The organism is Domibacillus sp. A3M-37 (assembly GCF_024213455.1).
GTDB classification, from domain to species: domain Bacteria; phylum Bacillota; class Bacilli; order Bacillales; family Domibacillaceae; genus Domibacillus; species Domibacillus tundrae.
The window spans coordinates 1-14984 of record NZ_JANAVL010000022.1 but is presented as its reverse complement, the minus strand read 5'-3'; the positions used below and the strand labels follow the sequence as shown (position 1 = coordinate 14984).

At 38.8% G+C, this 14984-nt stretch carries 15 protein-coding genes; 8 read left to right on the top strand and 7 right to left on the bottom strand.

Annotated features, from left to right (window positions below; all coding sequences use genetic code 11):
• Positions 1 to 16: 16 nt before the first annotated feature.
• Positions 17 to 2647, bottom strand: a complete 2631-nt coding sequence (locus NLX67_RS19730; RefSeq protein WP_254313133.1) for a DEAD/DEAH box helicase — start codon at positions 2645 to 2647, stop codon at positions 17 to 19.
• 738 nt (positions 2648 to 3385) lie between these two features.
• On the opposite strand from NLX67_RS19730, the gene NLX67_RS19725 reads away from it, so the two are divergent.
• From NLX67_RS19725 to NLX67_RS19710, 4 genes are all read left to right on the top strand, one after another.
• Entirely contained in the window at positions 3386 to 4024 is a 639-nt protein-coding gene (locus NLX67_RS19725) for an S-layer homology domain-containing protein (protein WP_254313131.1), read from the top strand.
• A gap of 158 nt (positions 4025 to 4182) precedes the next feature.
• The gene (locus NLX67_RS19720) at positions 4183 to 4578 is read left to right on the top strand and encodes a hypothetical protein (protein ID WP_254313129.1); all 396 of its coding nucleotides are present in this window, start codon (positions 4183 to 4185) and stop codon (positions 4576 to 4578) included.
• 13 nt (positions 4579 to 4591) lie between these two features.
• Positions 4592 to 4813 (top strand): hypothetical protein, encoded by a 222-nt coding sequence (locus NLX67_RS19715; protein WP_254313128.1) that lies wholly within the window; start codon positions 4592 to 4594, stop codon positions 4811 to 4813.
• A 35-nt stretch (positions 4814 to 4848) separates the two neighbouring features.
• The gene (locus tag NLX67_RS19710) at positions 4849 to 5400 is read left to right on the top strand and encodes a DUF6241 domain-containing protein (RefSeq protein ID WP_254313127.1); all 552 of its coding nucleotides are present in this window, start codon (positions 4849 to 4851) and stop codon (positions 5398 to 5400) included.
• A 277-nt stretch (positions 5401 to 5677) separates the two neighbouring features.
• Here the strand turns inward: NLX67_RS19710 and NLX67_RS19705 are convergent, their stop codons facing one another.
• Positions 5678 to 6679 carry a hypothetical protein gene (locus NLX67_RS19705; protein ID WP_254313126.1) on the bottom strand — a complete coding sequence of 334 codons (1002 nt, stop codon included), beginning with the start codon at positions 6677 to 6679 and terminating at the stop codon, positions 5678 to 5680.
• A 248-nt stretch (positions 6680 to 6927) separates the two neighbouring features.
• Between NLX67_RS19705 and NLX67_RS19700 the strand changes: the two genes are divergently transcribed.
• Both NLX67_RS19700 and NLX67_RS19695 read left to right on the top strand, forming a co-directional pair.
• On the top strand, positions 6928 to 7101 hold the full coding sequence (locus tag NLX67_RS19700; RefSeq protein ID WP_254313124.1) for a hypothetical protein: 174 nt from the start codon (positions 6928 to 6930) through the stop codon (positions 7099 to 7101).
• Between the two features lie 778 nt (positions 7102 to 7879).
• Positions 7880 to 8437, top strand: a complete 558-nt coding sequence (locus NLX67_RS19695; protein WP_254313123.1) for a MerR family transcriptional regulator — start codon at positions 7880 to 7882, stop codon at positions 8435 to 8437.
• A 221-nt stretch (positions 8438 to 8658) separates the two neighbouring features.
• On the opposite strand, the gene NLX67_RS19690 is transcribed toward NLX67_RS19695, so the two are convergent.
• The 4 genes from NLX67_RS19690 to NLX67_RS19675 form a co-directional block, all read right to left on the bottom strand.
• Positions 8659 to 9948: a Y-family DNA polymerase gene (locus NLX67_RS19690; protein WP_254313122.1), complete on the bottom strand. Its 1290-nt coding sequence runs from the start codon at positions 9946 to 9948 to the stop codon at positions 8659 to 8661.
• Positions 9932 to 10300, bottom strand: coding sequence for a YolD-like family protein (locus tag NLX67_RS19685; RefSeq protein WP_254313120.1), 369 nt, complete (start codon positions 10298 to 10300; stop codon positions 9932 to 9934). The genes NLX67_RS19690 and NLX67_RS19685 overlap by 17 nt, the downstream gene beginning before the upstream one ends.
• Before the next feature lie 280 nt (positions 10301 to 10580).
• Positions 10581 to 10994 (bottom strand): hypothetical protein, encoded by a 414-nt coding sequence (locus tag NLX67_RS19680; RefSeq protein WP_254313118.1) that lies wholly within the window; start codon positions 10992 to 10994, stop codon positions 10581 to 10583.
• 222 nt (positions 10995 to 11216) lie between these two features.
• Positions 11217 to 11882, bottom strand: a complete 666-nt coding sequence (locus NLX67_RS19675) for a GGDEF domain-containing protein (RefSeq protein ID WP_254313116.1) — start codon at positions 11880 to 11882, stop codon at positions 11217 to 11219.
• Between the two features lie 471 nt (positions 11883 to 12353).
• On the opposite strand from NLX67_RS19675, the gene NLX67_RS19670 reads away from it, so the two are divergent.
• Positions 12354 to 12560 carry a helix-turn-helix transcriptional regulator gene (locus tag NLX67_RS19670; protein WP_254313115.1) on the top strand — a complete coding sequence of 69 codons (207 nt, stop codon included), beginning with the start codon at positions 12354 to 12356 and terminating at the stop codon, positions 12558 to 12560.
• Positions 12560 to 13042 carry a hypothetical protein gene (locus NLX67_RS19665; RefSeq protein ID WP_254313114.1) on the top strand — a complete coding sequence of 161 codons (483 nt, stop codon included), beginning with the start codon at positions 12560 to 12562 and terminating at the stop codon, positions 13040 to 13042. The genes NLX67_RS19670 and NLX67_RS19665 overlap by 1 nt, the downstream gene beginning before the upstream one ends.
• A 703-nt stretch (positions 13043 to 13745) precedes the next feature.
• On the opposite strand, the gene NLX67_RS19660 is transcribed toward NLX67_RS19665, so the two are convergent.
• Positions 13746 to 14570 (bottom strand): cupin domain-containing protein, encoded by an 825-nt coding sequence (locus NLX67_RS19660; protein ID WP_254313112.1) that lies wholly within the window; start codon positions 14568 to 14570, stop codon positions 13746 to 13748.
• Positions 14571 to 14984 lie beyond the last annotated feature (414 nt).

Genomic DNA, 14984 nt, shown 5'->3' with positions numbered 1-14984 from the left:
TGGCAAGATGGACAAATCAGCGGCATACTAACACCGCCTTATCAATGCTTTGGAAGGAGATCTCGAGTGATAGAAGAAGTGCCTCTGCTCCCTTTTTTGAAAGTCCTGTATTGTCTTTTCCAGGATACTGGATGCAGGAAGGGCACCCTCCTTTACATGAGCAGTTTGATACAAGCAAGTGAGCACTTCTGATGATTCTCTCCAAATGTTCTTTAACAGCCTGTGTAATGCCCATACCTCCGGATTCTCCCCCATAAAAACCAATTACCGGCTGGTTGTCAAAGCCTGACATGGCAAAAGAAGAAAAAGCGGAAATATCCCTCGCATCACAAATGACCGTGTCCGGAATAACCGATAAAATTGCATGCTCTGCTGCTCGAATCGCTCCATCTAAGTGCTTTTCTGTACCTTCAGTGAGTACTTCTCTTACTTTCTCAATAGTTTTGTTCTTTAGCAGCAGCCAAACTCCTTCTGTTTCAAACGAAGAAACAAGCGGATACAAAAGCGATACAGGCTCAGAAACACGGGAATGAAAGTAATTTTTTAGAAATGAGACGACTGAGCGTTTAATTTTTAAGTTTCCATCCACTAACTCCGCAGCTTCATCGACAGAAAGAACTTGATTTTCATCGTTAATCTGAATCGTGTCCATATGAACTGATTGCGTATAGTATTCTGCTTCTCCAGAGAGTGGAATCGCGATGACTTCATTTGTTTTTTTGTTGATCGAATCCATGCGAAAGGCTTTGCTGTTGGTATTCCAAAAAATCGCACCTTCATGAAAATCACGATGAGCGATCCATTCGTCTACGGATTCAACAATGACTTCATTTCGCTTATTAGAAATAACGGTGTATTGCGGTCCACCAACAGATCTCAGACTGCACCTTTCAAGCGGCTCTTCCTGCTTTTCAGGAAGATCGATTTTTTCTTTTGTAAAAAGAGCCACATCCTGTTCGTTAATCTCTCTGCCTAAATCCTCTTGCAAATATGCAAGGTGCAGACTAAGTAATAGTCGGTTTTCTGGATCAATCCGGACGACCTCCGGTGCCTTTTCAAGAAAATGAGTTGGATTGTTCATATAGTATTGCTGGAGTGGTTCGTCTTCAAAGATCATAACGGAAACTCCTTCACCATTCCGCCCAACCCTCCCAATTTGCTGCGAAAATGCCGCTTTGCTTCCTGGATAGCCGACGATAAGGGCAAAACTCAACTCTCCAAGGTCTATTCCTACTTCTAATGCATTTGTAGAAAGAACAATATGTACTTCACTTTCCTTAATTGCCGCAATTACTTGTTTTCTCTCTTCAGGTGCCATCATGCCATTATAAAAAGCGGTTAGACGCAACCCCTGTACTTTTTCTTTTTTCAGCTTTAATTTTTTCCGTAATACATCTTTCATGTAGCGGTCAGCTACTTTCCCTTGAAGTCGTGAGCCTTGAAATATGATCGAACGAACAACACGCTGATTTTGTACAAGTACATTTTCGGCGATGGCTAGAGCATCAGTTAATGGTGCTTTTCTAAGACCTGTATCTTTCGTGAAACCGGGATTCCAAAAAATAAGGCTGCGCTCCTGCCTGTGTGACCCGTCGTTATCAATAACGCTAAAGGATGAAAGACCTGTTAAAGAAGCAGCCAACTGTTCTGGTTTATTGATCGTCGCGGAGCATAAGATAAACTGAATATGAGAATTGCCGAGTTCCGCGCAAATTGAACGAAGACGGCGTAACACCATAGATACGTGCGTACCAAATGCACCTCTATATAAATGCATTTCGTCGATTACAACATATTTCAACTTACTAAAATAGGTTTTCATTTCGGGACTCTTTAGTAGCGTAAAATGCAATATATCTGGATTTGAAAACAAAATCCGACCCGATTCCATAAGCCTTCTTCTTGAACCTAAAGGTGTGTCACCATCAAATCGTCCGTATGAAATATCTTGACCTGCGATGTTGATTGAACGCTCATACCATTCATCACCTTGCTGACTATTTTCTCCTCGATTCCATCTAAAAAGCTGGTCAAGCTGGTCATCCGCTAATGCTTTTGTTGGAAATAAATACAAAGCATGGGCTTGCGAGTTTTCTATTAATCCTTGCAAAACAGGTAAATTATAGGATAACGTTTTTCCCGAAGCCGTTTGGGTAACCAAAACAACGTGATTCCCTTTTCTGACTTCGTTATACGTCTCTGCCTGATGGCTATAGAGCTGTGCAATGCCCATATTCGACAATACATGCTCAAGCTCATCCGGCAGCTCCTGATCTAACTGGCCATAAACAGGCTCTTTTGCTTCCATGCGATGAACATAAATATTTGCTTCTTCTTTTTCGGAAAGTTCTTTTAATTTTGTGGTGATATTTACACTTTTGAATTCTTTCGAATGAACCCCTGGTATACGTACATCTGCAATCACCACTTCCTCTTGAGGAGCGATATCAATTTCTGAGTGGCACTTTTCACAGTAAACGGCATCTGACTTTGTTTTCATCCATCCTTCTGCTTTCTTCCAAACGTAAGTCGTTAATCCACTAGCTATTGGATATTCAACTCGGCGATACTCTCCGGATTCAAGAACATGACGGCTGATTTGAATTCCTTTCATCATCTCACCACAGACACATGCCAAATAAGCCATAATGCTTCACTCTTTTCTTTTTAAGACAATATTACCAATACTTGTTTGCTGTTTTTGTCGAAAGCAGTCGAACTTAATTTTTTCTTGGAATTATAAGCAGAAAAATAGGAAAGCCGGGGACACAATGAAATTCGATTCCGCGGGAACGACCAGACGCATCAGTGTTTAATCTTATCTAAAGCGGATAACGGCTAAATATGGCGACGAAGACACCTCACCACTCGTTAGATCCCTTTCTCTTTTGCTGCGGATATTCCGAAGCTTTTTTATGTCCTTATATCATGGCTTACTCTGATTTCTCTATAGATTCTCTGAACCAAACTACTTGATCCTTTTGCCCTTTTGCGTTTCTTCGAATGAAAGTTGAAGAAATTATATGAATTAACGTTTTAACTCTTCAATTAGACGATAAATTCAGTCAAGGTACATTAACCTTCGCTCACCAAACTTAACAATTAAGTGAACAACATACTTGGAAACCTCATTGAAACTCGCCGCATACCTTTAGAAGAGCGCTATATTAGGCTTTTTATCAGGAACATACGTTGAAACGTAACTTGAAAGGATGATGGAAATAGTGAATCAAACGAAAGATCAACGTACCAAAAACTCAGCTGAAAACCTGTAGGAAACACACTTAACGATTAAGAAAACTGCTAAACAAAAAACAGGAAGCTGAGGGATTGTTAGTTTGTTATAATATAACCTAACAAATTACACAATAGGGAGAAAATGATCATGAAAAAATCATTTAGTGTTTTAGCTGCGGCATTAGCAGCGGGAACCATTTTCACGTCGTCGGTTTCACCAGCATCCGCAGATTTCGTTGATAGTAATGGGACAATTTACGAAGAGGCTGTAAACTTCCTCGTAGATAATTATATTGCTATGGGTTATCAAACTCATTTGGGAGTAGAGCAACCAATCAAAAGAGTGGATGCTGCTGTGCTGCTGGCTAAATACTTGGAGCTTGATGGTCACACTGCTCCTAAGACAAATTTTAAAGATGTACCGGCTCGTGCAACTCAAGCTGTGGCAATTCTTAAACATCATGGAATTGTATATGGTAAGTCGGATGTGTACTTTGGAGCTACGGACATTATCACGCGAGGCGAAGCAGCTGTTATTTTTTACAGAGCATTTGGAACGGAGACACTTGAAGGCACTTCTGAAAATAGCACATCAACCAAATTTACAGATGTAACAGGCCGCTACGTAGAAGCTGTAAACTTCCTTGTAGAACGTGGCGTTATTCAAGGGAAATCGAACAACCGCTTTGGTACAACCGAGCCTTTAACAAGAGGCCAATTCGCTTTGATGATTCATAGAATGCACCTGTACTACGATAAAAAACCGATGGAATTCCTAAATTCTTAAATATCTCATTAGAAAGAAGAGCGACCTTATCCAGTCGCTCTTTTTTCTTTAGTTTATTTTCCAAATACCAACAAACTAACTTATGTCATTTGCTCCGCCGTTCCGAAAAAACTGATCTTTCAATAACAAGAAGTCAATTCGCTCTACTGGTTCATAGAATGAGTCAGTACGAGCATCAGTCGATTAGGATATATTCAAAAAACCCGGCATTTTTTATGTCATCATGTGCAGCTTATCATATCCAAATAGCCAATACGATTCTTGATCAAATCAGAGCTTTGGATAAGTGGGCGCTTCCAGCATGGGGCGCAAATGAATTCAATGCAGTTAAAAATGGTGTTCAATTTAAAATCAAAACACCGTTATATCAGCGTGGCGTTCGTGTTAAAATCACACTGAATGGAAAAGACCTATATGATATAGAGGTGTTTCGCATTCATGGGCCAAACCTAAAGGTGATAGAAACAGCAGAAGACGTTTTCTTTGAAGACTTAACAGAGAGAATTGACTCGCTAATTGAAAAGGATAAGAAGGACTTTGTTTTTCTTGATTAAAAGGAGGTAGGCTATGCAACCGGTTGCTGCCAGTATAAGAAAGGACTATTCAAAGAAACCAGCTACATTCCGCTATTCAGATTCATATGATGGAGAAGTGAAAGAGGGCTTAACGGAAGAAGAGGTTACTGAGCTTGGTGTGAAAGTGATCAGGAGAGGACAGGTTGTTTCAGCTCCCGCAGGCATCCTAAAGAAAATTTATAACAAAATAGAAGATAAAGGGACCGGAGGATAAATGTTATAATTGAAGAGAAAGAGGGGGCAATCAGCATGAAAAATAGAAAGATAATCGGGTATTCTGTTATTGGCTTAATATTTAGTGCTATGGTATTTGCCGGAGTATTTGTTCTTGGTTCATCTACAGACACTGACACTTCTGCCCAAAAAGAAGTAGCAAGAAACGTCAAAACTGATCCTGACTTGAAAATTGAAGGAGTAATGAATGTAACTGGATTAGATTCTGGCGCTGACCAAGAACGTATTATTGTAGTTATGCACAAAATGACTCATCAAAAAGTGATTGCAGATGATAAATGGGGCGCAATACCAATGACCAAATCTACAATTCAAGAGGTATACGATATCGTTGACGGAACTGATATCGCTTTAAAACAAGAGCTTCTTACCATTCTCACCGCTTGGAAAGAAGGTCGCTTTGATAATATCGTTCAAGATCATAACTACTTATGGAAAATTGCCGGAGGTGACTTAGGAAAAGCTTATGGTATTATGTCTAAAACGCAAGAAATGAGATATGCTGCCACCAACTTTGAAGAAGAAGTGGCTGCAGTAATTTACGAAGAACTAGGCTTCCGATTATAACGGAAGCTTTTTGTTATTTTAGGAGAAGCAGCAAAGAAAAAACAACCTAATTCATTAGCCGTTTATTGCGATAAATAAATCCTGAATCTTAATAGAAGGTCAAATAACAATCTTACACATAATTAGAAAGCTGGGTAACCAAACAGTCCATAAGTTAAATCTTTGTCTAAAATTTGAAATAGCCAGCAGAAATTGCTGACTGTTTTTTATTAAAAGCTTAATAGAGCAAAGTGGAAGGGAGCAGCCATGTGACTACTCCCTTGGGTAACGTATTTTATTAGTCTATAAATTCCGCTTCAATGTGAGGTAATGTTATTTGGTATCCTGCTTGCGATTCATACGTATAGGACCCCATTATATTCCCATATACAGTTACCACATCTTCATCCACAAATGGAGTAGTCCCATCATATGTAATGTATAAAACGTCATTGATATCATAACCAAATGAATCCTTGGTCACTGCAAGCCTAATTACAGTAGAGTTTCCATCTTCCATAATTTGCAGAATCTCACCTTGATATTTTACAAATTCACCAGAGTATTTTTCCGGGTTCTTGTTTAACTCTGCAAAACGAATTTCTTTAGCACTTTGCTTTTTCTCTACTTCTAATTGTTTCTCACGTTCTTCTTCTTTTTTAACTACTTCTTCTTTTGTATAGGCATTTGTTATTTCTATGCTTCCAAGATTAAGAAAGTCAATATTGTATTCAGTATTATTATAAAAAGAAGGCACTATTTCTCCATTTTCCACCTTAACTTTACTTCGGATCTTCTGATAATTCCCATATCGCTTTGGAAACTCTAGATTATTTGCTTCATCCACAGTAACAGAAGCTTCTATATTATAATTTCCATTTTCAATAAATTCATACTCTCCAACTTCAATACTTACTTTTCCTTCTTGTATTGGTGCGTTTCCTCCATACATTTTCTCTGTACTTTCGTTAGTGATGCTTAGACCGATTGTTGTCCCATCTACTATATTTGTACTGGCATTTACAGTAACAATATCCCTTTCCTTATCGTAAGCTGCATTCTCAAATTTTAAGTGTATTGTTTCCTCTGGTTTGGCAGGGGCTTCCTGGGTTGTTGCATCAACAGGCTCTTCACCAGTTTCAGTATTCATCACAAATATCACAAATAAAACAAAAGAAGCCATCATGAATCCAAACTGTTTAAGTGCTTTCTTACCTTTCTTTTTAAAAAGAGATACAATAGCAATTACTAAGAAAATTACCGTACAAGCTAAACTACCCAAAGCTAAAAAGTCTAACATTCTAAATATTCCCCCATATTATGCACGCACTTTGATACTATTTTTTCAATTTATCCAACCTTATAATATCGGTATTGTATACGGAAATCCATTGTAATATTTTAACAATTGGCAACCCACCTCATTTAAAACCTAATCCAAAAGAGGATATTTCCTCCCAGGGTTATCATTTTCGGCTTTTAAGAGATTCAAAAAACATTTTTTAGCAATTAGAGGCCAAGCACTTGGTAAGTACTTGGAGATTTATTATGATCGATCCCCGTAATGGTAAATATCTCGGCAGAACAGAAGCCCCAATCACGGAAGAGATATTGATAAAGGAGGATTCTAAACAAAAAATAATTACAGGATTTTTATCTATGAATCGGATTAATATAAATCAAAAAAGGCAGCAGCCAAATATTACTGTTGCCTTTTTTTAAATCCTTTGCATCTACTACTGCAAGCATTGAATTGTCATGTTCAGTAACAAATAAGCGTTTTTAGGTGTCACACTGAATGACAAAAAGGCTTTTTTAAGTGTCATGCTGTGTGACAAAATCAAAATTTCGTGTACCCATGAAAACACTAGGCTCTGCCTAGTTCCACACGGAAAGTAGGGACACGTTTTCCTTATGCTCTTCTCACTCTTTTTTTAAATTCAATGTATTTTATTAGCTTTCAAAGCTTCTCAAAAACAAACAATAGAAGTTAAATAACAAGCTGAGAGTACTAAGGAAATCCATTCTTAAATAGGAGTGCAATTAGACACGTGTCTCTGTTTGCACTCAAGAAGAATTAACATAAGCGAAATTATAGAGAATGAATTTCTAACGCATTGCTTACTTAAAATCCCATTCATCAGAAAAAAATGAAGCAACTACATTAGATTGGCTACTTCATTCTTTAGAGCTTTATCAGTCTGTCAAGAAAGTGTTTGGTTCTCATAACGAATTTTGCGTAAAAGTGTACTAATACACAGCGTTGTTAGAAAGAAAGGCACTTAATACAGTGGCTGTTCTTCTGCATTAACTCTTGTGTTAGTTAAAACTCATAAATAGACGACAAATTTAGTCAAAGGACATTTGTTTCTATTCACCGAACTTAAAACATAAGTGAACAACATACTTGGAAACCTTATCGAAACCTGTCACACACCTTTAGAATAGCGTCATATTAAGCTTTTTGTAAGGAACATACGTTGAAACTTAGCTTGAAAGGATGATTAAAATCGCAAATCAAACGCAAGGTCAACGTGCTGAAAACCTAAGTGAAAATCTTAAGGAAATGCGCTTAACGGTGAAAGAAGCGGCTAAGTATGTAAATGAAAGCCCGGGTGTTGTGCGCAACTGGCTGAGAGAGTTAAAAACCTACATCCCTACTGTGCAGGGAGATAACGGCTACAACTACTTTGATAAGCCCGCACTGGAAAGGCTCATGCTGATCCGCCAGCTGAGCCGGGACCAAAACTATTCGATCAAGCAGATTGAATATTACTTTGCCACGGGTGAACTGAAAATGGAACCCGAGCCAATGGAAGAAAATTCATCGGATGATATGAGGAAGGATTTAGATACCATTTTGGAGCGGCTGGAACGGCAGGAGCAATTCAATCAGGCATTAGTGATGAAATTAGATGATCAGCAGCATTACATCAAAGAATCGCTCAATAAGCGGGATCAGTTATTGCTGGAATCACTGAAAGCCTCGCAGGAAGCCAGGAAAGCTGTAGTGAAAAAGAAACGGTTTTTCAACTGGTTTGGGAGCGACAAGTCATAGGACAGCCTAGAATAGAATGTAGGCGACGTTTGAAAGAAGCTTTGCACACAGGTTCTGAACCTGTGTGCATACCTGCTGGAAACAAGCCGCACAAGTTTGCTGAATGAGTGTTAACCATCCATTTTAGGGAATTTGATTAACAAACAAAATAGACGTAAGCCACCGTGCATGATTACAACTCATACGCCATTTTTCACTCCTGCAGCTGCAGGAATAAGAAATTAATTCGAATTCCCTTTGTGCCCGCCTACATGCCCGGCCCGCTGCAGGTAGGTTCCGCCTTTCATTAAACTATACGCTCGGAAAATGGCATCTTTGCCGAACCGGTCACGTATCTCATCAATGGTTTTATCGAGAATGTGCCGGCGCTCATCTAGCTCCGGCGGGGTGAAAAGGTCCATCTGCTCGTGACCTGCGGGCTGAATCTTGCTGCACACAACGTGGATCTGCCTTACCGGCTGCTGCATCCAGTACTTTTTAAAAAGACTTGTGAAATGGCCGGCGAGTTCTGCTGTTGCATTGGTGCTCCGCGGCAGCAGGACCTGGTGCTTGAATCCCCTGTCTTCAATATCCTGTGTGTAGGAAATGCCAAGCGCAATACCTGATGCAGCAACACCGTGCCGGCGTAGGCGGCTCGCCACATCTTCTGTCATTTCCTTGATGACGATGATAATTTCCTCTTCATGGTAGTAATCCCTCATTAAGATCTGCCCTTTTGAATAAGACTTTTCACGGGGCCCCACTTTATCAGAAAGAACGCTGTAATCGATTCCCCAGGCATGATAGTACATCTGCAACCCAACGATGCCATATTTCTTCTCCAGCTTCCATTTGTCCGCATGCGCGAGATCCCTTACTGATTCAATTCCAATGTTGCAAAGCGATCGGGCATAGCCGGATGAAATGCCCCACATGTCTGTTATCGGGTGGATCGACCAGACCTTTTCCGGCACATCCTCATAGGTCCAGCAGGCGATGCCGTCCCGCGCATTTTTCCCTTCATTATCAAGCGCCAGCTTGGCAAGAAGGGGATTGTCTCCGATGCCAATCGTCACCACCAGCCGAAGCTCGCGCCAGATCGTACGCTGAATCATTTTGGCGATGGTATGCTTATCCCCAAAAAGCCGGCGGGAAGCGGTCACATCTAAAAATGCTTCATCAATCGAGTAGATGTGCAGGTCCTCATCTGTCACAAAGCGGCGGAAGATATTCATGACCATCTGATTCACCTTAAGGTACAGCGCCATAGAGGGTTCGACTACCATCAGCCGCGGATCATTTGGGATTTCAAAGTTCCGGGATCCTGTTTTGATGCCAAATTCTTTTTTCACGCGGGGGGAAGCGGCCAGCACAACCGACCCAGGCCGCCCCCTATTGGCGATGACAATAATGTAAGCATAAAGCGGATGAATCCGCCTTCTTACTGCTTCCACACTGGCAAAAAAGGATTTTACGTCAATGCAAAGCACATCGCGGTGTGGCAGCTCATCGTTTTCAATCGGTGTCTCCATATTCTTCACCTTCAGCAAGCGCAATAGAAACCGTATCATCAATCCAAAGCCTTGAGCTGAAGCCATCCATCTTCATATACGGCTTCTGACCGGGAAGGCAGCTGAACTCTGATACGACCCCGCTCACTTTCAGCGGGTCATCATCACCAAACGTATTCAGTTCAATGACGGCCTCTTTTTTAAAGTGGATAGAAAGATGGACTATCCGGTTAAACTCTTCCTTTTGCTGTTCATCAAACAGAATTTCTCTTCTTATAACCTTGTTTTTTTCAGCATGCATCATTTCAGCATGCTCGGACAGGATCAAACCTTGCCATTTCATCATCCCTCGATCTGGGTATAACTTTCTCATACCAACATCACTCCTTTCAACGAGAACAAACGTTCTTATAGTTATTATATTCATCATAAGAACAAATATTCCTGCATATAAATCCAACTTTTTAAAGATGCAATATATTTCATTAAATAAAACATAGTGATTCAATATGTTTCATTGAGAGAATGGGAGTTATATGAAAACAGGCGCCATTCCCTTGTACATAAAGGAATGACGCCTGTTTTTCTATTGGTTTCCGAATGCAACATAATACTCTATGTTGCATTCTGTTTTTATTTTCTTGGTTACATGATTAGGGTCCTTCTTCAGCGTGCTTCTCGTCCCTGTCAGCACCCTCTTTAAAAAACCCTCCACTTTGTCTTACTTGATCACCCTCCACAGTATAGTAATACCCTCTATCTAGTTCATTAAGGAATATTACTTCAATCCCTCCATGATCGAGAAAAACCCCTTCCCGTCTTCTAATAAACCATTCTTCACCTGGATACCTCTCTTGTAAATGTGATTCTACTGCAATAATATTTTCCATTACCGTTAACTTTTCATTATCTTTTTCCCAGATTAAAATTATGATTTCTGCTGTACTAACAAAAAGGGCTAGCGATAAAAAAACGATTCTCTTCTTCGGAAAAAACAATGCAACGATAGAAAGGATTACGACGGGCAGCACCATTAAAAAGCAAGTTATAACTGCGTTTGGTGACATACTTATCCCCCAAATTCAAAATTCCCAAAGATACTTCATATGTAAATTTTACCATAAAATTCTTTTTGTGTTGGATTTATATTATCCATCTGTTTGTCCCTATTGTACGTTAAAGACTCCAGCTGCAAAGGAAGCCGGAGTCTTTTTCAAATGTAACATAATATCATTTATGTTGCATTCATCCCCGCTTTTTATTCCTTCATTTTTAGTATATACCGGCTGTTAGATCAATGTTTTTGGCTTCTGATTCTTCCGTTTTACTTTATACATGTGACTGTCAGCAATACTGATTAATTCATTTAGCGTTCTTGCTTCGTCTGGATATACAGCCACTCCTATTGCTATACCTAAATCAGGCGTAATTTCCGGACATTTTCCCAATTCTTTTGTTACTGCACATTCAATTTTTTCAATGATCTTTGCTTGATCTTTATAAACATCAGATCGGGATACAATGACAAACTCATCTCCACCCCATCTTGCAATGATTTCTGATTTATTTTGATTGGCAAGAAGAGTATTAGATACTGCTTTTAAAACGGCATCTCCCTCTTCATGACCATACGTATCATTTATCTTCTTGAAGTTATTTATGTCTATAAGCAAGATGTTGATCTTGCTATTACCCTTTTTTGATTTACTGGCCATTTTAGAGAATGATTTATAAACAAACCGTCTGTTATAAACTTCAGTTAAAGGGTCCTTTTCAGAAAAAAACTTGGCTCTATCATACTGTTTGCCAAACCACCAGGCAATAGAAACCATTACCGGCAATCCTATTTTTTCAATGATTTCTACATGTCCCTTTACTACAAAGTAATAGCTTATATATGAACAGTTAATGATAAAGACTAACGTTGCTGTTATTATTCTTCCGGTATATTTCATTATGATCACCTTGTTGTTTTATTAGTAAAATATACCTCTAAACCCACTACTTGTATATAGCACCTTGCAGTACTGCCAAAACCTGCACCATTTAATATAAGCAGCAAAAAAACACCCCCGATTCTAAAAAAGGGAGTGTTGTAAATACAACAAAATAGACATTTTGTTGCTTTCGGAACGAACTTCATGTTTCGCTTTTCCATTAACGCACTCGTTACTTTAAGTGCATTTCTTCACAAAACCTTTGTTTCCTAGGATTTAATGTTATCCATATCCACCTCCCTATAGTATGTTTACTCTTTTGTGAGAATGAGTCTTCTTTTTCTTCAAATATCAATCCCGTATTATTTTTAATTGATCTTATAATAAAAAATGTAAATCACCCTTGACATTACATAAAATGTAAATTAAACTTTACTTACAACCGATTGTAAAGCTAGCTTTACAAAATTGATCGGAGGTAAGTAAACGATGAGAAACCGGATCAAAGATCTGCGCAAAGCTAAGAAGATGACGCAAGAGGATTTAGCAAAACAGGTAGGCGTCTCGAGACAATCGATTATTGCCATCGAATCTGGAAAATATAATCCATCACTCGAACTGGCATACAATATTTCGAAGGCATTCGATTGCATAATTGAAGAGGTCTTTATATTGGGAGAAAGGGGAGAGGAATAATGGGAGTACAAATAGGTGGGTTGATAGGATTATATGGAGGAGCTGTATTTGGTATATTAGGCTGGTGGTTTGGCCGACGTATGGCCAAAAAGCAGCGTGGTTTGGATGAACTACATGAGCATATTTGGCAAAAGGCTCGATCAATTTCTTGGTTCTTCACCCTTGCTGCAATCTATGTTCTATTTTCTCTGGTAGCATTCGGCATTGAACTAAGAGCCGCAATGGTTCTGGGAGTAATTATGATTGTTCATATGGCGAGCTGGGGTATTACAGGCGTGATTTTGTCTATAAATATGAATATGACAGAGCTTTTGAAACCCTCTAGAGTTAAATTCGGAATTTCCATTGTGGCAGTTTCACTTATTGTATTTACAATCTTATCAATTATTACCAGCAACTGGTTGTTTCTGATTGCTAGCATACCACCAAATACCATTGGGCTAATAAGTGCATTAACTCCTGAAAGAAGCGTTGAGGATTAAGCTTGGATAGATTAAATAATTTGGAATTGTTAAAAGGATTGTGTTGATTTTTACTAATGATGATTGTAACGGAAGGTACGAAGCACCTGCGGTAAAAGTAGATTCAGGGGAGAGCCTTGAGAGACAAGCGTTACTTCAAGAATAGCCTACGAGTTGTCTCGACGGGAATATCCTTGAAGCAATACTAGTAGAGGTAAAGACTGCTTATTGAGGAGACTCCTGAAACACCAGCCGTTTTGTCCCTATCGCAATATCAAAAATTGAGCATACAATTTGACACTCAATTGGCAATACATTTTACTGAGTATCCTACTAACTCAGAAAATGAAAAATAAATTAAAAGCAGAGAATGAACTCTGCTTTTAATTTAATCGTTTCATCTTCAACTAACCTGCCCGTTACTTTAAGTATGCCTTTTCACAATCTCTTATCTACCTTAACATAAATATCCACTTTCTTTTTCTAAAAAGATAACCATAAACGAGCAATTTCGAGAAGCAGCGCTTGATGAACAGAATCATGCAGTGTGGTTTATGTATTTTATGAATCACCATTAAGCAGAACAAGGGAAATCCATAAATAGGAGTTCCCTTGTTCTGCTTAATGGTGAAATTAATAATATTCTTTAGTTTCACTTAATAAAGAAAAGCACCCGATTGTGGGTTTAACATTTTTCTCTTAACTATATGCTTTTGCTCTATTTCTACATATTTTTGCTTTGCTGAAGAAGTTTGGATTCTCCTGTACGTTCCCATTCTTCTACTGTTTCATATGCTCTTTCAGGAGAATACCCTTTCCCTACAAGTATTCCCATTAGAATAAATTCTTGAAGAATGTGTGTAGAATTTATTCCTCTTTTAACATCCTCTAATCCTTCTTTCACCAAAAATTCCGTATGCTTTATCCATTCATCTGGAGTCCTGCCAAAAATAACTGTATTTCCTTTTCCATGGCCGTAGCCTTCTTCCGAAGCCAATGCATCTGCTTTGGTAACATGAACAGTACCAAATGGATGGTTAGGAGGAGCATATATCGAGTAAAGTTTTAGCGGAATATTACCTGTGTTGGTAAGATTATGCCATGTTCCAGCAGGTATCATTATTGCAGAATCATCGTAGACATTTCTTTCAAAGTTTAAATTATCTTTACTCTTGCCCATTTGAACAATCCCCTGGCCTTGTTCAATACGTAAGAATTGATCAACGTCAGGATGCATTTCCAAACCGATATCTTCGCCAACATTGAGACTCATTAAAGTAACTTGTAGATGTGCTCCTGTCCATAAGGCAGTACGATACGTATTGTTTTGCTTCGTGGCTTCATTAATATTAACGACAAATGGTTTTGGCCCATAATCTGTTAACAAAGTACTTGCATTATCTTTAGAAGATCGGGAAGAATCAAATCGGTTTGCCTGCTCTATCTCATTAGGAAAATTCCAGTTAACAGACCGTCTTCCATCGTTATACATTGGTGCATTAACATAATAAGGATATTGATATGGATACATATAAGGAACATAGTACATTTTCCTCAATCCCTTCACAGTTTATAAAATTATCCTATGCACTAGTTAAGGGAATGTACGGAGATTCAAGAAATCGTCACTGCTTTTCCTGATAAAAAACAGTATCATCTAAAACATTCACTTTTCACTGTATTTGGCATTTAACTGATGCACTAAATATCAGTATATTTATTCGTTATTAATATAATTTATTCATTCTAATTTTGTTGCTTGACATGGAGCCTTTGCGGACAGATTTTCTTGGAAATACCAGAGCAACAAGCTTTTCTGGGCAATTAGCCTAACCCATCCGCCACTCCATGTAAAACGCAGCGTATTCAAAAAACATCCTGCCATGAACAGCATTTTTTAGGTTCTTACGTGAAGCTGGTGAACGGTTTTTTTATTGTTAGGCTGATATAATAAAGGAAAAGG